This window comes from Carnobacterium funditum DSM 5970, from assembly GCF_000744185.1.
GTDB lineage: Bacteria > Bacillota > Bacilli > Lactobacillales > Carnobacteriaceae > Carnobacterium_A > Carnobacterium_A funditum.
In genome coordinates, this window is the sequence record NZ_JQLL01000001.1 from 2,137,202 (window position 1) to 2,158,449 (window position 21,248).

The window sequence follows — 21,248 nt, forward strand, 5'->3', positions numbered from 1 at the left end:
GAGAAATAACACAGAAAAAATAATTTTCAGTAGAATAGATTTTCTGTTATCATAAATTTAATAATAGGCTTTACTTTTCATTTGATGAGTCTATAATACATTTGTGCGTCTAAGTTTTTTGAGAAAGAGGTTGCCTTTATGTTATCAGATAAATTTAGAAAACTATCGATATCAACCCGGATAGCTTTCAGTTTTGCTTTAGTTATTTTCATTGGTTCATTATTATTGAGTTTGCCTATTAGTACGGCAGCGACTTCACAAAATACCTACTTTGATAACTTATTTACTGCTGTGTCCTTAACGAGTGTTACAGGATTAGCTACTACTTCGGTGGCAGAATCGTATACTATTTTTGGGCAAGTAATTAGTATCATACTGATGCAAATAGGTGGACTAGGGCTAATGACAATCATTGCTACTATTTTGATTAGATTTGGGAAAAAAATTAGTTATACAGATGCTATGGCCGTTAAAGAGGCTTTAAATCGAGATAAATTGGGTGATTTCAAAACTTACGTATTGTCGATATTTAAATATACTTTAGTCATTGAAGGAGTAGGAATGTTTTTACTGTCGTTCCGTTTTGTTCCTGATTTTGGGTGGGCTAAAGGCTTATTCACCTCTTTATTTTTAGCGGTTTCAGGTTTTTGTAATGCTGGATTTGATAATATGGGAGCAGTTAGCCTTCAGAATTATGTTCAAGATCCTTTAGTAAACTTCGTTATTGCTACATTGATTATCTTAGGTGGAATTGGTTTTTCTGTTTGGTTCGATGTCACCTCTAATATGTATTCAGTTATTAAAAATAAAAAAAAATTAGGATTTAAAAAAATGTACCGCTTGCTAAGACCTCATACGCGCTTAGCCGTTAATGTATCATCTATTTTGTTACTAACAGGAACAATCATGTTTATGGCAGTGGAATGGAATAATACTTCTTCAATTGGAAATTATACCATCCCTCAAAAAGTAATGGTTTCCTTTTTCCAATCTGTTACGATGAGAACAGCTGGTTTTGCAACAATTGATTATGCGACTGTTCTACCATTTTCGTTATTATTCTCCATCTTTCTGATGTTTATCGGAGGTTCCCCAGGGGGGACAGCCGGTGGGATAAAAACAACAACATTTGCATTGGTAATCTTATTAGTCATAAATGAAATAAGAGGTCAGAATAGCATTAATTATGCAAGTCACTCTATCCCGGTCGAAACGATTCGTAGAGCAATCGTAGTGGTCTTCACTTTTTTTGCTTGTTTGATGACTGGCTTTAGTATTTTATTAATTGTTGAAGAGCAGTCCTTTATAATGTTGCTATTTGAGGCAGTCTCAGCATTGGGAACGGTTGGTATAAGCGCTAATTTAACGCCAGAATTATCGCGAATAGGTCAGACCGTTTTAATGGTATTTATGTTTATTGGACGGATAGGCCCAATTACGATTTTCTTAAGTCTTGTCAGAAGAAAACGAAAAGGAAAAGGAAAAGAAAGAGTCTACGCTAAAACAAATATTTTAATTGGATAGGGGAGATCTTAAAATGGCAACAAAAACAGTTGGTGTATTGGGTTTAGGTATATTTGGTTCTTCAATTGCTAAAGAATTAAGTGAGTTTGATTGTGAAGTGATTGCTGTCGATTTAGATGTAAGCAATGTAGATCGAGTAGAGCCTTTTGTTACAGAAGCTATCCAAGGAGATATCACAGACTTAGAGTTTCTAAAAAATATAGGACTTGAGAATTGTGATGTTGTCGTTGTAGCAACAGGAACTAGTCTTGAAGCTAGCGTCCTAGCAGTAATGAATTGTAAAAAAATGAATATTGATAGGATTGTTGCTAAAGCAAAAAATAAAATGTTTATGGAAGTTTTAATGGCTGTCGGAGCAACAACAGTTGTTCGCCCAGAAAAAGAAATGGGAACAAGAGTAGCCAAAAACTTATTAAGACGTCATATAACTGACATTGTTGACTTAGATGATCAATATGCTGTAATTGAATTTTTCCCACCAATCAAATGGGTTGGCCATTCTTTAGAAGAACTAGATTTGCGTAAACGCTATGAAATGAATGTTATTGGCATCAGAAAAAAAATAGAAAGAAAGTTAGATGTTTCATTCGGACCAGATTACATTATGCAGAGTAATGACATTATAGTAGGGATAGCAGAGTCTGAAATATTTGAACGTTACGATTATCTTAATAAGTTAAAATAAGCCTGAATAATCACCTTTATTCTCGAAACCGATACTAAATAGTTAGTGTGCCACTATTTTTTGATGGACTCGTTTAGGATGAGTTTGATACTAGCATAAATCCCGAATCATTATTTGGTGAACAGTTGTGAAGCTTACAAGTCTCGGTAGTGTGTTCTTTCGGATGGAGAAGTCGGTGTCATTTTGACCACGATTTCTCCATGCTTGTTTTTTTAGACAAGTTTAGATGGAAACTATCTCAAGGTGTCTATTTTGATACTAGGATGGACAAGTTGGAAAGAATTTTTTTGAATCTTGTCTATTTTCTTGAATAAGATACAATAAGCGAATCGGCTATATCTAATTAGTGTCATAGCGAAGAAGGAAAAGCAGCATATACTCTATGTAAGTATATGCTGAAATCCTATTTCTTTAATAAGAAGGTAAAAAAACTTATGTAAAAAAATACTCTGAATAGTTCAGGATAATACTGTGAAAAAAGCAATAAAAGAAAAGAAAGCTAAAGTTATTTTAATTAGTTGAGTTAAAAATCTGAAATTAGCGTGAGAATAGGCACAAAAGCTGTTCAAATGACTGGTTGGCATGTTAGAATATTGAGTAGTAAATTAACTTTGAGAGGGTCATTATGCAATGCTAATAACAAAAATGAAAGAACAGTTTCCTAATTCAATAATAAAAGAAAAAGAACCATTGTCTCTTTACACTTATACAAAAACAGGCGGACCAGCAGATATATTAGTATTGCCTCAAGAAAAATCTGAGGTTGTTGAGTTAGTGGAATGGATTAACAAGAATGAGTTGGCATTAACAGTTTTAGGGAATGCTAGCAATTTAATTGTAAAAGATGGTGGCATCCATGGGGTGGTTATGGTCTTAACTGAAATGAATGATATTTCTATTTCTAAAAATCGCATTATTGCGCAAAGTGGCGCACGTTTGATTGACACCTCCTATGCCGCATTAAATGCTGAATTAACAGGTTTAGAATTTGCTTGTGGTATTCCTGGTAGCATTGGGGGAGCCGTATTTATGAATGCTGGAGCTTACGGAGGCGAGGTTAGCGAAGTCATTCATGAGGTTACTATTTTGACTCGTTTAGGAGAGGTAAAAGAATTAAAAAATAAAGACCTTGATTTCCGCTATCGCCACAGTTCGATACAAGATACGAGAGATATCGTTTTAGAAGTTGAGTTTCACTTAGAAAAAGGGGAAACTTCTGAAATAGAAGCACGTATGTTGGAATTAACTTTCTTACGAGAGTCTAAACAACCCTTAGAATACCCTTCTTGCGGAAGTGTATTTAAACGGCCAACAGGCTATTTTACAGGGAAATTAATCCAGGAGGCTGGATTACAAGGTAAAACTTGGGGAGGCGCTCAAATTTCAGAGAAGCACGCCGGTTTTATTGTAAACATCAATCAGGCTACAGCAACGGACTATATAGAATTAATCGCACATGTCCAAAAGATTATCTTAGAAAATTCGGGTGTTGAACTTATAACAGAGGTTCGAATCATTGGAGAAAATCTTATTTGATAAAAAATAGTTCGAAAAATCAAAAACAGAATTTATTTTCTGTTTTTGATTTTTTTATTGCTTTTAGTCCGATAAAAATTATAATTAGAAGGTATGAGTAAACTTATTGTTTACTATAGATGAACTTGTTGCTACATACTTAAATCTTTTAGAAATAACTCTTAAGGAGCTATAAAAATGGAAATCGGTAAGCGAATTAAAAATTTACGTATTCAAAAAAATTTTACTCAAGAAGAACTAGGCGAACGAACCGATGTAAGTAAAGGTTATATTTCTCAACTGGAACGAGATCTTAGCATGCCTTCAATGGATGTTTTCTTTGATATTTTAGAAGTATTGGGATGTGACCCTAAAGACTTCTTTGATAAGCAAGACATGGAGCAACGGGTTGTGTACCGAAGAGATCATATTACTCGTTTTGAAGATTTAGAAAAAGGATATAAGATTGAATGGTTGGTTCCAGAGGCGAATGAAAATGAGATGGAGCCAATTTTTTTAACGCTTAACCAAGCAGGTGAATTTAAAGATTTTGGTCCCTCCCTTGCTGAAACGTTTGCTTTTGTTAAAGAAGGCGAAGTTTCTGTAGAAATTGGATCAAAAAGATACGTTGCAAAAAAAGGAGAATCTATTTACTTTCACGCTACTCAACAACATAAAATAGTGAATAAATTCCAAGGGAAAAGTATGTTATTAATGGTCGTGACGGATTCTTATCTGTAATAGCTAAATCATTATAAAAAATAAGTCGATCAGATGAAAGAGGAGTACCAAAAATGACAGAAAATATAATTATCCGCTTTGAACAGGTAAAAAAACAATACGATAATGATGAGCCTGTTCTAAAAAATATAAACTTTGAAATTGAACAAGGTAAATTTTATACATTATTAGGTCCGTCAGGTTGTGGAAAGACAACCATTTTACGCTTGATTGCTGGATTCACTGAAGCGAATGAAGGAACCATCACTTTAGATGGAAAAGTAGTAAACGATTTACCAGCCAATGAACGCAAAGTGAATACCGTTTTTCAAGATTATGCTTTGTTTCCGCATATGAATGTTTATGAAAATATTGCTTTCGGATTACGTATTAAAAAGATGGACAAAAAGACCATCAAAGAAAAAGTAGGAAATGTATTGAAACTGGTCCGTTTGTCAAATTATGAAGATCGTGATATCAGTGAGATGTCAGGTGGCCAACGCCAACGTGTAGCGATTGCTCGTGCTTTGGTTAATGAACCAGAAGTATTATTGCTAGATGAACCTTTATCCGCATTGGACTTAAAGCTGAGAACAGATATGCAATATGAGTTGCGTGAATTGCAACGTCGATTAGGAATTACATTCGTTTTCGTAACACATGATCAAGAAGAAGCTTTAGCAATGAGTGATGAAATTTTTGTGATGAAAGACGGAGAAATTGTTCAAAGTGGGACACCTGTCGATGTATACGATGAACCTATTAATCGATATGTGGCTGATTTCATCGGAAAAAGCAACATCGTTAAAGGGCAGATGCTTGAAGATTATAAAGTTTCTATTGTTGGCCATTCACTCGAGTGTGTAGATGCAGGAATGAAACTTAATGAGAAGGTCGAAGTTGTTTTGCGTCCAGAAGATTTAGTGTTAACGACGGTTGAGCAAGGGAAAATTGCTATTAAAGTTGACACACAGCTCTTTAGGGGTGTCCATTATGAGATTATCGGACATGACTGTGAGCGAAATGAATGGATGGTACATTCAACCAAGAAAGCGAAAGTTGGAAGCGAAGTCGGGCTGTACTTTGAGCCTGAAGATATACACGTTATGCGTTTTGGAGAATCAGAGCAAGACTTTGATGCACGTCTGGAAAGTTACGAAGAGGAGTAAGGAGGATAATAAAGTGACGAAACAATCAAAATTTTTTTATTTTATACCCTATAGTTTGTGGCTACTATTTTTTGTCGCAGCTCCTTTACTGTTGATTTTTTATCAGTCATTTTTTACAGTTGGAGGTCAGTTCACGTTAACAAATTACCAAACTTTTTTTGAATCTGGCACTTACTTGAGGATGACGTTGAATTCAGTATGGTACGCTTTTGTAATAACCATTTTAACATTGCTTATTAGCTACCCGACAGCTTATTTACTAAATAAAACGAAGCACAAGCAATTATGGCTCTTGTTAATTATTTTGCCAACATGGATAAATTTGTTGCTAAAAGCTTATGCTTTCATTGGTATCTTTAGTATTAATGGTTCGGTAAATGATTTTTTAATGTTTATTGGAATTGGTAGGCAACAAATCTTATTTACGGATGTTAGTTTTCTGTTAGTGGCGACCTATATTGAAATTCCATTTATGATTTTGCCCATATTTAATGCATTGGAAAAATTAAATCCTTCGTATGAGCGTGCAAGTCGTGATTTAGGGGCAAATAGTATCGAAACTTTCCGAAGAGTGATTTTCCCTTTAACATTAAATGGTGTTAAAAGTGGGGTTCAAGCAGTATTTATTCCATCGTTATCGTTATTTATGTTAACCCGTTTAATTGGTGGGAATCGAGTGATTACTTTAGGAACAGCTATCGAACAACATTTTCTTGTCACGCAAGATTGGGGTATGGGTTCAACAATCGGAGTTGTCTTGATTGTAGCCATGTTGCTTATTATGTTGCTGACAGGTGAAAAGAAAAAGAAAGTGAGGGTACATAAATGAAAAAGAAGCGTTTTAAATGGTCTAATCTTTATTTGATAGCGGTCTTTATTGTTCTGTACGCCCCTATTTTTTATCTTATTTTCTATTCATTTAATGCAGGAGGAACAATGACTAGTTTTGAAGGGTTTACGTGGGACAATTATCTAGCTGTATTTAAAGACACTCGTTTAATTACGATTGTTTTGAATACCTTGTTAGTTGCGTTACTTTCTTCATTGGTTGCAACGAGTATTGGAACATTTGGGGCGTTAGCTATTTATTATACAAAAAAAAGACAAACCCGCACGACATTACTTAGTTTAAACAACATTCTAATGGTATCACCAGATGTTATTATCGGTGCTAGTTTTCTAATTTTATTTACTTTTATTGGTTTCAGTTTAGGATTTGCCTCAGTTTTGCTTTCGCATATCGCGTTTAGTATCCCAATTGTTGTCTTGATGATCTTACCTAAGTTGAAAGAAATGAATGATACTATGATTATGGCAGCTCGTGATTTGGGAGCAAGTAACTGGCAAGTACTGAGCAAAGTTATTTTACCAAGTATTACTCCGGGTATCCTAGCTGGCTTTTTCATGGCGTTTACCTATTCGCTAGACGATTTTGCAGTAACTTTTTTCGTAACAGGGAATGGATTTACAACCTTAGCCGTCGAGATATACTCTAGAGCTCGTCAAGGGGTCAGTTTAGAAATCAATGCCTTAAGTGCTTTGATGTTTCTTTTCTCTCTGATATTGGTTGTCGGCTATTACTTTATTCAACAACACAATGTATCAAAAAAACAAAAAAATAAAAAGCGACCTTTAACTGAGGCGGTGACGATAAGATGAAAAGATTACTAGCTATCATCGTTTCTATTTTAGTAGTCAGCGTAGGTTTATCTATTTCGATTGATCAGTTAAGCAAATCGCAAGGTATTACATCAGAGAATACCCTAAATCTTTACAATTGGGGAGATTATATAGATCCTGATTTGATAACCAAATTTGAAAAAGAAACGGATTATCGTGTATCGTATGAAACGTTTGATTCTAACGAAGCGATGTATACTAAAATTGAGCAGGGTGGAACGGCCTATGATTTGGCTGTTCCGAGTGAATACATGATCCAACGAATGATAAAAGAAGACATGGTTTTTAAATTAGATCACAGTAAAATTAAAGGCTTAGAAAATATAAACGACTTATTTTTAAATCAATCCTTCGATCCAAATAATGCTTATTCTATTCCGTATTTCTGGGGGACATTAGGAATTATTTACAATGACAAGTTTGTAAACGAAAAAGACATCAGACATTGGGATGATCTTTGGAATCCGGAATTAAAAAATAATGTGATGTTAATTGATGGAGCTAGAGAAGTAATGGGCTTATCTTTAAATAGTTTAGGATATTCATTGAATTCAAAAAACATAGTGGAACTCGAAGAAGCAGTAAAAAAATTAAATCTGTTAACGCCTAACGTTAAGGCTATTGTGGCAGATGAAATCAAAATGTACATGATTCAAGAAGAAAGCTCCGTTGCGGTAACTTTTTCAGGAGAAGCTGCAGAAATGTTAGATGAAAACGAAAATCTTCATTATGTTATTCCAGAAGAAGGTTCAAATCTATGGTTTGATAATTTTGTGATTCCCAAAACGGCAAAAAATAAAGAAGCAGCGTATGCCTTTATCAACTTCATGCTTAAACCTGAAAATGCCGCTCAAAATGCTGAATACATTGGTTATTCGACACCAAATGAAGAAGCTAAAAAACAATTGCCGGAAGAAATAATAGAGGATAAGCAATTTTATCCTGACTCACAAACGTTAAAAAATCTTGAAGTTTATGACGATTTAGGCAAAAACTATATCGGTATCTACAATGATTTGTTTTTAGAATTTAAAATGCATCGTAAATAAAAAGGATAAAAAAAGAGGGGATTCTAAACATTTTATATTTGCTTATGGTACACTTCATTTTGATGTTACTTAACTAATCCAAATAAAAATCATTAAATAAATGAAAAAGGTATTTGAATAAACAGAATGTTGGCTTATTCAGAATATGGAACAGGAGTAAAGGTGAAGAAATGATAAATGAGTCGGTAGAAAAATTATGGGAGAATTTTAAACTTCAAAATCCTACATTACCAGATTGTTATGAGTTGATGACTTTTGGAGATACTCAAGATAGAGCCGATCAATCTGCAGCACTAGTTTTAGAAGGCTTAAAAACTGTGAAGACGACGTTGTTATTAGAATATCAAAGAAAAGAGAAATATTTGCCTCAAGAAGGAAGCTACTCGATTATTTTAGATGTCAACAATCAAGCCATTGGAATAGTACAACTATTAAAAGTATTTATTGTGCCATTTGATGAAGTGACAGATGAGTTGGCTTATCAAGAAGGCGAAGGAGACCGGACACTATCTGGTTGGCGAGAAATATACCAAACTTATTTTCAAGAACAATGTAAAAAGCAACATTGGAATTTTTCTGTGAAAACTGAAGTGGTGTGTATTCAATTTGAGTTAGTTTATGCAGCGTAAACATCTGGTTAAAGAGTAAGAGGATTTGAAAAAAATTTAAAATAAGAAAAAGGTTTAAGTTGACAGAGCTGGCTTAAACTGATAGTATTAAAAACAATAAAATATCGGTACCTTTAAAATCAGTCCAGAGAGGCTGACAAGGTTTGCACTGTCTTTAGAGACAGTGTTGTACTGCTGTACGTATGCGCAGACTCCTTGTCGTTTTTTGACAAGGGGTCTTTTTGTATGTACAGGTACTGGTGAATAATAAGGAGGAGTACAATGGAAAACACTCAGCAAGATAAGGATTATTCAATGGCAATAGTAAAGGATGAGGATAAAAAAGGTTTTTGGTCCATGCTTTTTATTATGTTAGGCTTCACATTTTTTTCTGCTAGTATGCTAACAGGTGGAGCTCTTGGAGCCGGATTATCATTTAAAGATTTTGCTATAGCTGTATTAATCGGAAATCTTATCCTAGGTATTTACACAGGTTTTCTTGCTTTCATCAGTTCAGGTACAGGATTATCAACACATTTGCTTGCAAAATATTCTTTTGGAGAAAAAGGTTCTTACCTGGTTTCCTTTCTTTTAGGAGTCACACAAGTTGGCTGGTTTGGAGTAGGGATTGCTATGATTGCTCTTCCAGTCCATAAAGTGACAGGCATTAGCATACCTCTTTTAGTTGTTATTGCTGGGATCGCTATGACAACCTCAGCCTTTTTTGGAATGAAAACTCTTGCGATGATTAGTTTCATTTCCGTACCAGCCATCGCTTTATTAGGTGGAAAATCCGTCTTAGAGGCCATTCAATCTGCAGGTGGGATGAAAGAAATTTTAGCTCTTACACCAACCGCTCCGATAACAATGGGAACAGCTATATCACTAACAATTGGGTCATTTATTAGTGGGGGCTCAACAACAGCAGATTTCACTCGTTTTGCAAAATCTCAAAAAATCAGTGTTTTTACAACGGTCTTAGCTTTCTTTGTCGGAAACTCACTCATGTTTTTATTCGGTGCAGTTGGAGCAATGGTTACAGGTTTATCAGATATTTCAGAAGTGATGTTTTCACAAGGGTTGATTATCCCAGCCATTGCTGTATTAGGATTAAACATCTGGACAACAAATGATAATGCCATATACACAGCAAGTCTTGGTTTTTCTAATATCACAAAGCACCCTAAGAAGAAAATTGTTCTTATCTTAGGTCTTCTTGGAACTCTATCTTCTCTATTCTTGTACAACAACTTTCAAGTTTTTCTAGGGTCTCTTGGAACTTTTATTCCGCCAGTTGGAGGTATTTTAATTGCAGACTACTTCCTTTATGATAAAGAGAGATACAAGCACTTCGATACACAAAAATTTAAAAGCATAAATATTCATGCATTGCTTGCAACTGCTATGGGTTCATTAGCAGCTCTTTATGTACCCGGTATTGCAGCTATTAACGGAATTATCATAGCAATAGCGAGCTATACAGTCTTAGTTAAAGTTATGAAACCATCTCAGGTTGTATTGAAAATGGACAATTTAACAAATGAAACGATTTAAAAAAAGGAGAATAACTAGTGTTAATAAAAAATGGATTACTTTACGATCAAAAGAAACAGCAAGATATTTTAATTGAAGAAGGAATGATTACACGTATCGAAGATAGTATTGATGATAGCCAAGCTGAAGGGCACGATGTAGTGGATGCCAAAGGCAAACTTATTTCAGCTCCATTTATTGAACCACACATTCATTTAGATTCAGTTTTAACAGCGGGAGAGCCTCGTTGGAATGAAAGTGGAACATTATTTGAGGGCATCCAAACGTGGTCAGAAAGAAAACAATTTCTTACGATTGAAGACGTGAAAACCAGAGCACGTAAAGCATTAAAGATGCAAATTGCCAACGGGATTCAATTCGTACGAACGCATGTAGATGTAACCGATCCTTCGTTGACAGCACTGAAAGCACTGATTGAACTCCGTGAAGAAATGAAAGAATATGTGACAATCCAGCTTGTAGCCTTTCCACAAGAAGGAATTTTATCTTATCCTAATGGACTTGGTTTACTAGAAGAAGCATTAAAATTAGGAGCTGACGTCGTAGGTGGGATCCCACATTATGAATTTACCCGTGAATATGGTGTCGAGTCTATCAATCAAATTTTTGTACTAGCTAAAAAATATAATGTCTTAATCGATGTTCACTGTGATGAAATTGATGACGAGCAATCTCGTTTTCTTGAAGTTCTAGCTACACGAGCCTATGAATATGGTATTGGAGATAAAGTTACTGCTAGCCATACAACTGCGATGGGCTCTTATAATGATGCGTATACCTCAAAGTTATTTCATATTTTGAAACTATCCGGTATCCATTTCATCTCAAATCCACTAGTGAACATTCATCTTCAAGGACGATTTGATAGTTATCCGAAAAGAAGAGGACTAACTCGTGTGAAAGAATTACTAGCTGCTGGAATGAATGTCGCTTTTGGACATGATGATATTTTTGACCCTTGGTATCCTTTAGGAACTGGCAATATGTTACAAGTAGTGCACATGGGTCTGCATGTAGGTCAAATGATGGGGTATGATGAAATTAATGACTCGCTCAATTTGATTAGTACAAATAGTGCCAAAGCCATGCATATACAAGATAAGTACGGTATTGAAGTTGGCAAACCAGGAAATTTAATTATTTTAGATGCAGATAGTGGTTATGAAGCAGTAAGAAGACAGGCTGTTGTCTTGCATTCTATTCGTAACGGAAATAGTATTTCCCAGACTACACCAGCTGTTTCTGTTGTGGATATTGAAGGACTAGAAGAAATCACTTTTTCAAAATAAAAAGAAAACAACTAGATTAGCAATACTAAAGATAAAGCAATAGAAGCTCTACTTATTCTGATGGGTAAGAAGGTTTGCTAATGCTATAGCCAGAAATCAAAAGAATAAAACCTACAAGAAAACGACTTCAGTTTTTTTCTTGTAGGTTTTTTAAATTTTAACTTGAATGATTGATAGATTGTATCGGAATCTAGGAACAATCAATTAGGACCTTACTTTTCAGTTTCTCAATGGAGAAACTTGTTAATCACGGTACGCCCTTCTTTTAAATGGACAAGTCAGAGCGAAGAAAAAAAGAGTGGTTAACCATCTATTTTATGAATTTGCACGCTAAAATTTTGTTTCCTCACAGTGATAGAAATGCTTCTAAAAAAAATACTATGAAAAATTCAGGTTTATAATAAAAGGATAAATAGTAATAATGAGGAAGATCAGTTCAAAGAAAATAAACGGATGACATTGCATTCTAACTAAAAAAAATGGTAAAATAACATAGAAGGTTTTTCTATAAATACTATTTCTCTAATTAAAATGCCTCTTTTCAAAAACAAAGTTGGACACAGTATTTTAAAAAAAATTGAGGCAGAAAAGTGAAAAAAGTGAAAAAAAAAGAGAGTAAAAAAAGGTTTACTGTTCGTAGGAATCGATGCAACTGCCGGTTTAGCTACCCAATATGTCTGGCAACAGAATAGGCGCTTAATAGCCATCTTAATTGGAACGATGATCTTTACCGTATGTTTATCTTTAGGAATTTTATCTACAAAAAATAAAACGCATAGAAAAGAGTATAATGTTGAACTCGCTAAAAGATGATTGCTAGCGTGAGTATTTATAAGGGACTATTAGCTAGGTCATCTAGTATAGTTTCTATTGAAAGCAATTGAAAGCAATTGAAAGCAATTGAAAGCAATTGAAAGCAATAATTTTGAATAAATAAAGAGTCTACCTATTTTTCAGATTAGTTTATTTTTTTGCAGAAAGAAATGACGAAATTGAGGAGGAAATAGAATGAATGTTAAACAAATGGTTGGAGAAAAAGCTGCAGAGTATGTTAAAGACGGAATGGTTGTTGGGTTGGGGACAGGATCGACAGCTTACTATCTAGTTGAAGCACTTGGCAAAAGAGTTGAAAAAGGATTGACTATCACAGGAGTGACCACATCTACTCGTACTAAAGAGCAAGCAGAGACATTAAATATTCCGTTGGTCGACTTAAATGACGTAGCTAAAATTGATTTGACGATTGATGGTTCAGATGAAGTAAGTGAAAATTACCAAGGTATCAAAGGTGGCGGTGGAGCCTTATTATTCGAAAAGTTAGTCGCAAATAATAGCGAAAAAGTTATCTGGATTGTTGATGATAGTAAAATGGTGAAAACACTTGGCACCTTTCCTTTACCGGTTGAAATTGTAGCGTTTGGTTACAAGCAACTTTTTCGTTTGTTTGAATCAAAAAATCTTCATCCAGAATTGCGTTTGAACGAATCAAAAAAAAATTATGTAACAGACGGTGGACATTACATTATTGACTTACATTTAGAGAGCATTGAAAATCCCCATGAGTTAGCTACATGGTTAGATGGACTGACAGGCGTTGTTGAACACGGTTTATTTTTAGATATGGTCAATACAGTCATTGTAGGACATGAAAATGCTGTAGAAGTTTTAGATGTTAGGTAAGGATTATAAGGATTTGATGGTAAATTCCTGAGTGAGTTTGTCATTTTAGATTATTGAAACCGTTAACAAGGTAAAGTGTGGTAAAATAATAGAATAAAACGAATTAAAGGAGACAGACAGATATGCGGATAGTGGATTTAATCGCTAAGAAACAACATGGTAAATCATTAACAACAGAAGAAATTAACTTTATGATAGAAGGATTCACAACGGGTGAAATTCCTGATTACCAAATGAGTGCTATGGCTATGGCCATTTATTTCCAAGGAATGGATGATCATGAACGAAGTGATTTAACGATGAGTATGGTAAATTCAGGTGAAAAAATTGATTTATCTGCTATTCATGGTGTAAAAGTTGATAAGCATTCAACAGGCGGAGTGGGTGATACAACAACGTTAGTATTAGCACCGTTAGTAGCTAGTTTAGGAGTACCTATTGCGAAAATGAGTGGGCGCGGGTTAGGACATACTGGTGGAACAATTGATAAATTAGAAGCTATTCCAGGGTTTACTGTTGAATTGACACAAGAGAAATTTATTGATTTAGTAAACAAAAATAAAGTAGCAGTAGTGGGTCAATCTGGCAATTTAACCCCAGCTGATAAAAAATTATATGCTTTACGTGATGTTACAGGAACGGTGGAATCTATTCCGTTGATAGCAAGTTCAATTATGAGTAAAAAAATAGCAGCCGGAGCAGATGCGATTGTTTTAGACGTGAAAATCGGTGCTGGTGCATTTATGAAGACAGAAGAAGATGCAAGAGAATTAGCGCATGCCATGGTAAAAATCGGAAATTTAGTTGGGCGTCAAACGATGGCTGTTATTTCTGATATGAGCCAACCTTTAGGATACGCTATCGGGAATGCATTAGAGGTAAAAGAAGCTATTGAAACATTAGAAGGACATGGACCAGAAGATTTAATTGACTTGTGTTTGACATTAGGAAGCCAAATGGTTCATTTAGCAGGAATAGGAAATAACTTGGCTGAAGCAAGATTATTATTAGAAGAAAACTTAAATAATGGTAAAGCATTGGAGAAATTCAAACTTTTTGTTGCTTCACAAGGTGGAGATACTTCAGTCATTGATCACCCTGAACGCCTTCCGCAAGCGGCTTATCAGAAAGAAGTAACAGCTAGCCGTGATGGTGTTGTTTCTCAGATCAATGCAGATGAAATTGGGATAGCAGCGATGATGTTAGGAGCTGGCAGAGCAAACAAAGAAAGCAAAATTGATTTAGCCGTTGGTCTAATGTTGCGCAAGAAAGTTGGAGAAAAAGTTAAAAAAGGAGACACATTAGTCACCATTTACAGTAATCAATCAGAAACGACCCCAGTAGAAAATAAAATCCAAGAAAATATTACAATTTCAGATAAAGCTGAACCTATTCAACTGATTCATGAAGTCATTCTTGATTAGAACGTTGACTGTAATAGGATGTTAAATAAAAGACCAGTTGGTTAAACCATTTTTAAATGGTTTAACCAACTGGTCTTTTTACCTTCTATTCAACAAATAAGTACCGAAGAACTAAAACAGTAAATAAAAATAAACCTGTAAATAAAATAATGCTCATGAAAACATGAAAGTAGGCCCAAATTCCACCACTTAAAACAACTAAACGAAACGTAGACGAAACAAGATAAATTATAAAATAAAGACAACTAGTAAAAAAAACACCAAATGTAAACCGTTTTATCATGATTGGGTCTAACCCTCTTTTTAGTTTGACTGTTTTATTACACTAAGCATAGCAAAATAGATTTAACAGTACAATATAATCTGTCAGATAACAAAAAAATTTTATCGTTAAATTAAAAATAGAGGATAGAACGATGAGGTCTTATGGTATAATGCCCTTTACTATTTTTGACTTAAGGGGGATAAATAATGAGAAGAAAAGATTGGCAAGATGGATTCAAAATCATTTTTCTTGTTATGTTAGGATACATACCTTTAGGATTAGCTTGTGGCATACTATTATTTGATTCAGGTTTTAGCATTCCAGCTCTAGTGTTAATAAGTTTGGTCGTATTTGCAGGTGCCGCTCAATTCATGGCAGCTTCAATGATGGTAAGGGGTGCAACAGCATCAACATTCATCATAATGGTTTTTTTCTTGAACTTGAGACACTTATTAATGAGCTCTAGCTTAGCTAATTTTTTAATAAAAGTTCCATTCCTTTTATTTTGATTTTTAGTCATACCTTAGCAGATGAAGCATAGGCTATAAATTATAATCAATTTAAAAATCATGAGTAGTCAGAGTATCAAGCACTAGCAACAAATGTATTAGCTTACTTAACATGGCGTATGAGTACCCTCATTGGAGGATGGCTAGGTAGCACCTTAGCAATCGATACAACGATTATGAATGATGTATTAATTGCACTATTTATAGCTTTGTTAATGAATCAATTTGTCTCAAAACTTTTTATTTTTGTCGGATTAGTAGCTGGAATTTTATCCGTGGTTTTAATGGGAATTTTGCACCACAATAGTGCATTAGTCATTGCTGCCATAATAGCATCATTTTTTGGTTACCGGGTAGATAATTATAGGGATGGACGAAAAATAAAGGAGGCGGTAGAATAAATGAAATTAAATCCGTGGATGTTAATTTTTGGGATGGCCGTTGTGACTTACATACCGAGAATGCTGCCAATGCTTGTTTTAAGTAAACGAACTATTCCAGAAAAACTTGCCAAATGGATGTCATTTATCCCTGTCTCTATTTTCTCAGCTTTAATTCTTTCTGGAATGGGAACTTAAACCCTAATCCCTTATCAAGTTTAAAATTAGTACCATCTATTCTAACAGCACTTGTTGCCTATTATACTAAAAGCTTGCTATTGTCGATGATCATAGGAATTTTAAGCCTGACTTTTTTTATCTATCTTAGCTAAATTATTCTGCATGTTTCACCTAAAAGAAACATGTTATAATGAGATGCAATGGAGTCTAAAATAAATAAAACAGGTTTATTGGAGGAAAGATATGTCTGAATTTAAAAATCGTGTAACTAAAAAATGCATTGAATCAAAAGTAATCCAAACACATCGGGTATTGCCATCTGACTTGAATCATCATCAAACCTTATTTGGGGGGAATCTGATGAGTTGGATTGATAATACAGCTTCTATTTCAGCTGCTCGTCATTCACGAGGGATAACAGTGACAGCATCAGTTGATTCCCTAGATTTTTTGCATCCACTGCCAAGCAATCATTCTGTTTGCATTGAAAGCTATGTATCAGGTGTAGGGAAATCATCTATGGAGGTTTTTTGTAAAATTATGGGAGAAGATCTTATGACCGGTGAACGATATTTAGCAGCAACAAGTTTTAGTACGTTTGTTTCAATGAAAAGTGAAACAAACCCTACTGTTGTGGTTCCAATAATCGAACCAACAACTAAAGAAGAAAAATTGGTATGTAGTGGATACGAAAAGCGTCATGAAAAACGTCTTTTAAATCGTGAATTCAACGAACAATTTGCAAATGTCATTTCCTATTCAGCAGTATGGGAAGAATAAAATAGTAAGTGAAAAGATTTCATTAGGAGGCAGAATCTTGATATATAAATGTACTGAAAACCAGAGGGGCTTGATTCTCGATTTTCTAGCGGAGGACCCAATAACAAATTTATTTGTTGTTGCAGATATAGAAAAATACGGATTTGATTCTTTAGATCAAGATATTTGGGCGTATACGAATGAGCTTGAAGGAATTGAAGGAGTATTATTACGGTATAAAGATATTGCTATACCGGTTCATGGTGAAGAATTTTCTGGGTTTGATACATTCTTGCCCTTGTTACAAAGTTTAGACGAAATTAAAGTAATCAGTGGTGGGAAAATAGTAGTTGATCAATATATTGATTATTTCCCAGAATTAGAAGTGACTGAAACGGTTATCTCTGTCTGTAGAGAGTTACTAGGGCAACCGCAATCTATGACTCTTGTAGAGGAGTTAGAAAAAGCTGATATTCCAGCTTATGTTATCTGGCAAAATCAATGTTTTGAAGAACCTTCGGAATCAGAAATGGTGTTATCCGAAATGTTAGCAAGTAAAGATGTAATCATAAAAATAATTAAAAATGAACACAATCAAATTATTTCTTCAGGAAGAGTATCAGCAGAAAGTTCCCAAGCTGCAATGCTTACTCGCATAGGTACGGTGAAAACTGAAGAGGGCAAGGGATATGCTACAATAATCACAGCTTATCTTACGCAACATTGTTTAGAAAATGATAAAAAAGCTTGTTTATTTTACCATAATCCTACAGCTGGAAGCATTTATCACCGGTTAGGTTACCATGATACAACCAAAAATTGGAGTATGCTAAAAGCAAAGAAAGAAGAGACTAAAAAAAATATTTTTCAAGAACTCATTAGCTAAAGGAATAGATAGGGATTTAATTAATTTGTGTGAATGTAAAAAAGATTGAGATATTTTTTTCTCAATCTTTTTTACGTTTTTTATTTTATTTTTACTAGAGTACGACCATTCATTTCACCGGCTAAAATTTTAGAAAAAGCTGCAGGTAAGTCAGTTAAATTAATTTGTTGATCAACCATATTAGCCAAACCATCAGGCTTCATATCTGTTGCAAGTCTTTGCCATAGCTGTTTTCTTAACTCGGCAGGGCATTCAACAGAATCTATCCCAATTAATTTTACGCCACGTAAGATAAAAGGTAAAACAGTTGCTGCAAAATTTAGTCCCCCTGCATTGCCACTTAATGCAATAGCACCACTATAGTTCAATTGAGCTAATAAAGTGGCTAATTGAGGCCCACCAACTGGGTCAATAATGGCTGACCAACGTGGTTTGGCTAATGGTTTTGGCTTTGGTAACTGAATATCAGCGACAGATAAAACGGATTTTGCACCCAGTTCATGTAAATAATTCGCTGATTTTTCTTTTTTACGAGAAACAGCGGCGACAGAATAACCAAGTTTAGTCAGCATAGAAATAGCCATACTTCCTAAACCACCAGTAGCTCCAGTAACTAAGACATCTCCTTGTCCAAGACAAAGACCCGCAGATTCTAATGCGTCAATAGACTGAGCAGCTGTGAAACCAGCAGTTCCGATAATCATCGCTTCTTTTAAGGTCAATCCATCTGGCAAAGGAATAACCCAATCACTTGGAACTCGAGCATACTCACTATATCCGCCATCATGTGCGACTCCTAATTTATAGCTTGTGACAATAACAGGATCGCCTATTTTAAATTCCGGCACAGCTGATTCAACGACTATTCCGCTTAAATCGATACCTAAAGTAAGGGGATACTGTCTTACAACGCCGCTACCCATTTTTGCTGCCAATGCATCTTTATAATTGACACCGGAATAATGAACTTCAATTAGAACATCTCCTGCAGGTAAATCTTCTTTATTAATCATTTGAATATCAGAAACAATCGTGTTGTTTTCTTCTTTTGCAATAAAAGCTGGAAAAGATTTCATAGATTAAACCTCATTTCATTTATTTAGATACTTACATGTTACAGGACTTCCAGTGGAAATCCAAATAAAAAAAGCAAAAAACTTGATACAAAGAATCAAAATGATTGTATCAAGTTTTTTGATTCTTTGTTGTCGAACGAACAGCAAAGCGAGTGTAATCTATCCCACGTGCCAAACACCAGTCTTTTGCTTCTCCAGTGATAATTAGATCACTTTGTTGTAAATCAGAAATACTATTTTTTCCTAACATAGTCATAATAGACTTTAGGTTATCTTTCCAGTCATTGATTTGGTTGATTGTCCCCCCAACACCCTCTTTAATGACCATATTTAAGATCAATGAAGAGATACCAACCGCTTTAGATCCTAGAGAAAGAGCCTTTATGATATCTAACGGATGACGAATTCCACCTGAAGCCAGAATGTTGGCTTTTGCCAAGTAATCTTGTGCTTCAAGTAATGAGATAACAGAGGATTGACCCCAATTTTCTAAGTAATCAATTTTATTTGTTGTACGACGGTAATTTTCAATTTGAGCAAAATTTGTTCCGCCTTTACCACTGATATCAATCGTTTTCACACCAGTGGACAAAATTAATTCGATGGTTTCACGACTCATACCAAAGCCGACTTCTTTAGCAATAATTGGAACATCTAAAGCAGAAGAGATGGCAGACAACTGGTCTAACCAATTAGAAAAATCACGGTCGCCCTCAGGCATAATCAATTCTTGTGGAGCATTAATATGGATTTGTAAGGCATCGGCATTTAATAAGTCTACAGCTTTTTTTGCATTCTCAACTGATTGACCGGTTCCTAGATTAGCAAATACAAGACCAGATGGGTTAGCTTCTCTTATAATCGTGAAGCTATCTTTAACAGTAGGATCTTTTAAAGCTGCACTGACTGAACCTGTAGACATAGCAATTCCGGTTTCGTGGGCAACGGTAGCTAGCTTTTTATTGATTTTTTTTGTCCAATCACTGCCACCGGTCATGGCATTGATGTAAAAAGGGAAATCTAGTTGGAATGTTGCAAAAGAGGTTGAAAGATCAACTTCTTCAACAGACATTTGAGGGAAAGAATGATGAACATAATGGAGTGCATCAAAATCTGATTTAGCGGATTCTTGAAAAAAATTCATTGCTAACGAAACATGTTCATTTTTTCGGTTATTTGCAGGTTTCATGAGGATCATCCTTTCTTTTTTCACTAGTTATTTATTGTTGTAAACGTGTAATGGCAAATTGGTGATGCCTTCTTCCTCCCAAGCGGTCATCAATGGCAATAGACCTTCTTTGCGATTAAATAACACAATGCCACAATCGCCTCCACCTGCACCAGAAGATTTTGCCGCCCCGTGGTACAATTCGGCAACAGTGCATAATCGAGTTAAGGCAGGCGTTTCAATGACTACACCAGTGTCTTTACTCATTTTGATCAATAGTTCACGATTTGTTCTGATTTGTTCTTGGATAAGGCCAATGTTATTATTTTGGAATCCTTGAACCATTAGATTAACACACTGTTTACTTTCTTTTAAAAACTGTTCATATGCGTTTTGATCTCGGCTTCTTTGATTAGTCACTTCATCGACTAAATCTGAAGTAGAAGCGGGAGAACCTGTCCAACCAATGACTAAACGTAGGTCACGAGGAGGGGTTAAAGGTGTAATAGAAAGCAGTGGCCAATCTTTATCAATTAACTCTTTGATAGAAGACTTTCGCTCGTTTTGTTGGGCTGTAACCCACTCACGATCAAAAGTAGTGAAAGCTATCCAACCTCCATAAACACTTGCAGCCACATCGCCACAAGAACCGTTACTTTTAACAGAAAGATGAGCTAATGCTGCAAGTTTAAAAACCAATTCGTCTGTATCTTCTAATTCATAAAATTGACACAACGCTTTAACGGTAGCAACGGTTACAGCTGCACTCGAACCCAGTCCGTACTTTCGACCGTTGGAACTATCCAACTCGCTATCAATAGTCAAACTAAATAAAGAAAGTTCTTTATTTAGTTCTTTAGCATATTTTTCTGTTACTGTGATAGCGGCTAAAATATAATGAAAAGGATTTTCTCGTTTATCTAATACCAATTGGTCATGATGTCTTCTCCACAAAATAGGGAGGTTTCCATATTGAAAGGACGTAATACTGCCAACGTTTTTTGTTTGTTCAAGTGAGACAGTAATAAATTGATCAACTGCTACGATGATAGCTGGATGACCAGGTTCGACCACTGCATATTCACCCGCAATATAAAGCTTACCAGGTGCTGAAACTTCTATCATTTA

At 35.0% G+C, this 21,248-nt stretch carries 20 protein-coding genes and 1 pseudogene; 18 read left to right on the forward strand and 3 right to left on the reverse strand.

The annotated features are described in order from the left end of the window. Positions 1–138: 138 nt before the first annotated feature. The 18 genes and pseudogenes from BR44_RS09990 (at position 139) to BR44_RS10080 (ending at position 17,876) form a co-directional block, all read left to right on the forward strand. Complete coding sequence (locus BR44_RS09990; protein WP_034552390.1) at positions 139–1,524, forward strand: TrkH family potassium uptake protein; 1,386 nt, start codon at positions 139–141, stop codon at positions 1,522–1,524. 13 nt (positions 1,525–1,537) lie between these two features. Then, positions 1,538–2,209 (forward strand): potassium channel family protein, encoded by a 672-nt coding sequence (locus BR44_RS09995; protein WP_034552392.1) that lies wholly within the window; start codon positions 1,538–1,540, stop codon positions 2,207–2,209. Between the two features lie 630 nt (positions 2,210–2,839). Next, positions 2,840–3,745 (forward strand): UDP-N-acetylmuramate dehydrogenase, encoded by a 906-nt coding sequence (gene murB / locus BR44_RS10000; protein WP_034552394.1) that lies wholly within the window; start codon positions 2,840–2,842, stop codon positions 3,743–3,745. 177 nt (positions 3,746–3,922) lie between these two features. Then, positions 3,923–4,465, forward strand: a complete 543-nt coding sequence (locus BR44_RS10005; protein ID WP_034552397.1) for a helix-turn-helix domain-containing protein — start codon at positions 3,923–3,925, stop codon at positions 4,463–4,465. A gap of 53 nt (positions 4,466–4,518) precedes the next feature. Next, positions 4,519–5,613: an ABC transporter ATP-binding protein gene (locus tag BR44_RS10010; RefSeq protein ID WP_034552399.1), complete on the forward strand. Its 1,095-nt coding sequence runs from the start codon at positions 4,519–4,521 to the stop codon at positions 5,611–5,613. 13 nt (positions 5,614–5,626) lie between these two features. Further along, positions 5,627–6,442, forward strand: coding sequence for an ABC transporter permease (locus BR44_RS10015; protein WP_034552402.1), 816 nt, complete (start codon positions 5,627–5,629; stop codon positions 6,440–6,442). Further along, a complete protein-coding gene (locus tag BR44_RS10020) occupies positions 6,439–7,272 on the forward strand; it encodes an ABC transporter permease (protein ID WP_034552404.1) in 834 nt (277 codons plus the stop codon). Before BR44_RS10015 ends, BR44_RS10020 begins: the two co-directional genes overlap by 4 nt. 104 nt (positions 7,273–7,376) lie before the next feature. After that, positions 7,377–8,342: pseudogene (locus BR44_RS10025) on the forward strand (ABC transporter substrate-binding protein); the annotation flags it as partial. A 113-nt stretch (positions 8,343–8,455) separates the two neighbouring features. Beyond that, positions 8,456–8,971: an ASCH domain-containing protein gene (locus BR44_RS10030; RefSeq protein ID WP_156954957.1), complete on the forward strand. Its 516-nt coding sequence runs from the start codon at positions 8,456–8,458 to the stop codon at positions 8,969–8,971. A 261-nt stretch (positions 8,972–9,232) separates the two neighbouring features. Continuing rightward, a complete protein-coding gene (gene codB / locus BR44_RS10035) occupies positions 9,233–10,504 on the forward strand; it encodes a cytosine permease (protein WP_034552411.1) in 1,272 nt (423 codons plus the stop codon). A 17-nt stretch (positions 10,505–10,521) separates the two neighbouring features. Then, a complete protein-coding gene (gene codA / locus BR44_RS10040) occupies positions 10,522–11,793 on the forward strand; it encodes a cytosine deaminase (RefSeq protein ID WP_034552414.1) in 1,272 nt (423 codons plus the stop codon). 1,008 nt (positions 11,794–12,801) lie between these two features. After that, a complete protein-coding gene (gene rpiA, locus BR44_RS10045; protein WP_034552416.1) occupies positions 12,802–13,473 on the forward strand; it encodes a ribose-5-phosphate isomerase RpiA in 672 nt (223 codons plus the stop codon). Positions 13,474–13,595: 122 nt separating this feature from the next. Next, positions 13,596–14,897 carry a pyrimidine-nucleoside phosphorylase gene (locus BR44_RS10050; protein ID WP_034552418.1) on the forward strand — a complete coding sequence of 434 codons (1,302 nt, stop codon included), beginning with the start codon at positions 13,596–13,598 and terminating at the stop codon, positions 14,895–14,897. A 471-nt stretch (positions 14,898–15,368) separates the two neighbouring features. Further along, a complete protein-coding gene (locus BR44_RS11960; protein ID WP_245592966.1) occupies positions 15,369–15,671 on the forward strand; it encodes an AzlC family ABC transporter permease in 303 nt (100 codons plus the stop codon). 119 nt (positions 15,672–15,790) lie between these two features. Further along, the gene (locus BR44_RS11965; protein ID WP_245592967.1) at positions 15,791–16,072 is read left to right on the forward strand and encodes a hypothetical protein; all 282 of its coding nucleotides are present in this window, start codon (positions 15,791–15,793) and stop codon (positions 16,070–16,072) included. After that, positions 16,073–16,249: an AzlD domain-containing protein gene (locus tag BR44_RS11970; protein ID WP_245592968.1), complete on the forward strand. Its 177-nt coding sequence runs from the start codon at positions 16,073–16,075 to the stop codon at positions 16,247–16,249. Between the two features lie 225 nt (positions 16,250–16,474). After that, positions 16,475–17,011, forward strand: coding sequence for an acyl-CoA thioesterase (locus tag BR44_RS10075; RefSeq protein WP_034552423.1), 537 nt, complete (start codon positions 16,475–16,477; stop codon positions 17,009–17,011). A gap of 37 nt (positions 17,012–17,048) precedes the next feature. Then, positions 17,049–17,876, forward strand: coding sequence for a GNAT family N-acetyltransferase (locus BR44_RS10080; protein ID WP_051912689.1), 828 nt, complete (start codon positions 17,049–17,051; stop codon positions 17,874–17,876). Positions 17,877–17,956: 80 nt separating this feature from the next. Here BR44_RS10080 and BR44_RS10085 read toward each other — a convergent pair whose 3' ends face one another. The 3 genes from BR44_RS10085 to BR44_RS10095 form a co-directional block, all read right to left on the reverse strand. Continuing rightward, positions 17,957–18,952 carry an acrylyl-CoA reductase family protein gene (locus BR44_RS10085; RefSeq protein WP_034552426.1) on the reverse strand — a complete coding sequence of 332 codons (996 nt, stop codon included), beginning with the start codon at positions 18,950–18,952 and terminating at the stop codon, positions 17,957–17,959. A gap of 109 nt (positions 18,953–19,061) precedes the next feature. Further along, positions 19,062–20,141 (reverse strand): type 2 isopentenyl-diphosphate Delta-isomerase, encoded by a 1,080-nt coding sequence (gene fni / locus BR44_RS10090; protein WP_034552428.1) that lies wholly within the window; start codon positions 20,139–20,141, stop codon positions 19,062–19,064. Between the two features lie 27 nt (positions 20,142–20,168). Continuing rightward, positions 20,169–21,245 carry a phosphomevalonate kinase gene (locus BR44_RS10095; RefSeq protein WP_034552430.1) on the reverse strand — a complete coding sequence of 359 codons (1,077 nt, stop codon included), beginning with the start codon at positions 21,243–21,245 and terminating at the stop codon, positions 20,169–20,171. Positions 21,246–21,248 lie beyond the last annotated feature (3 nt).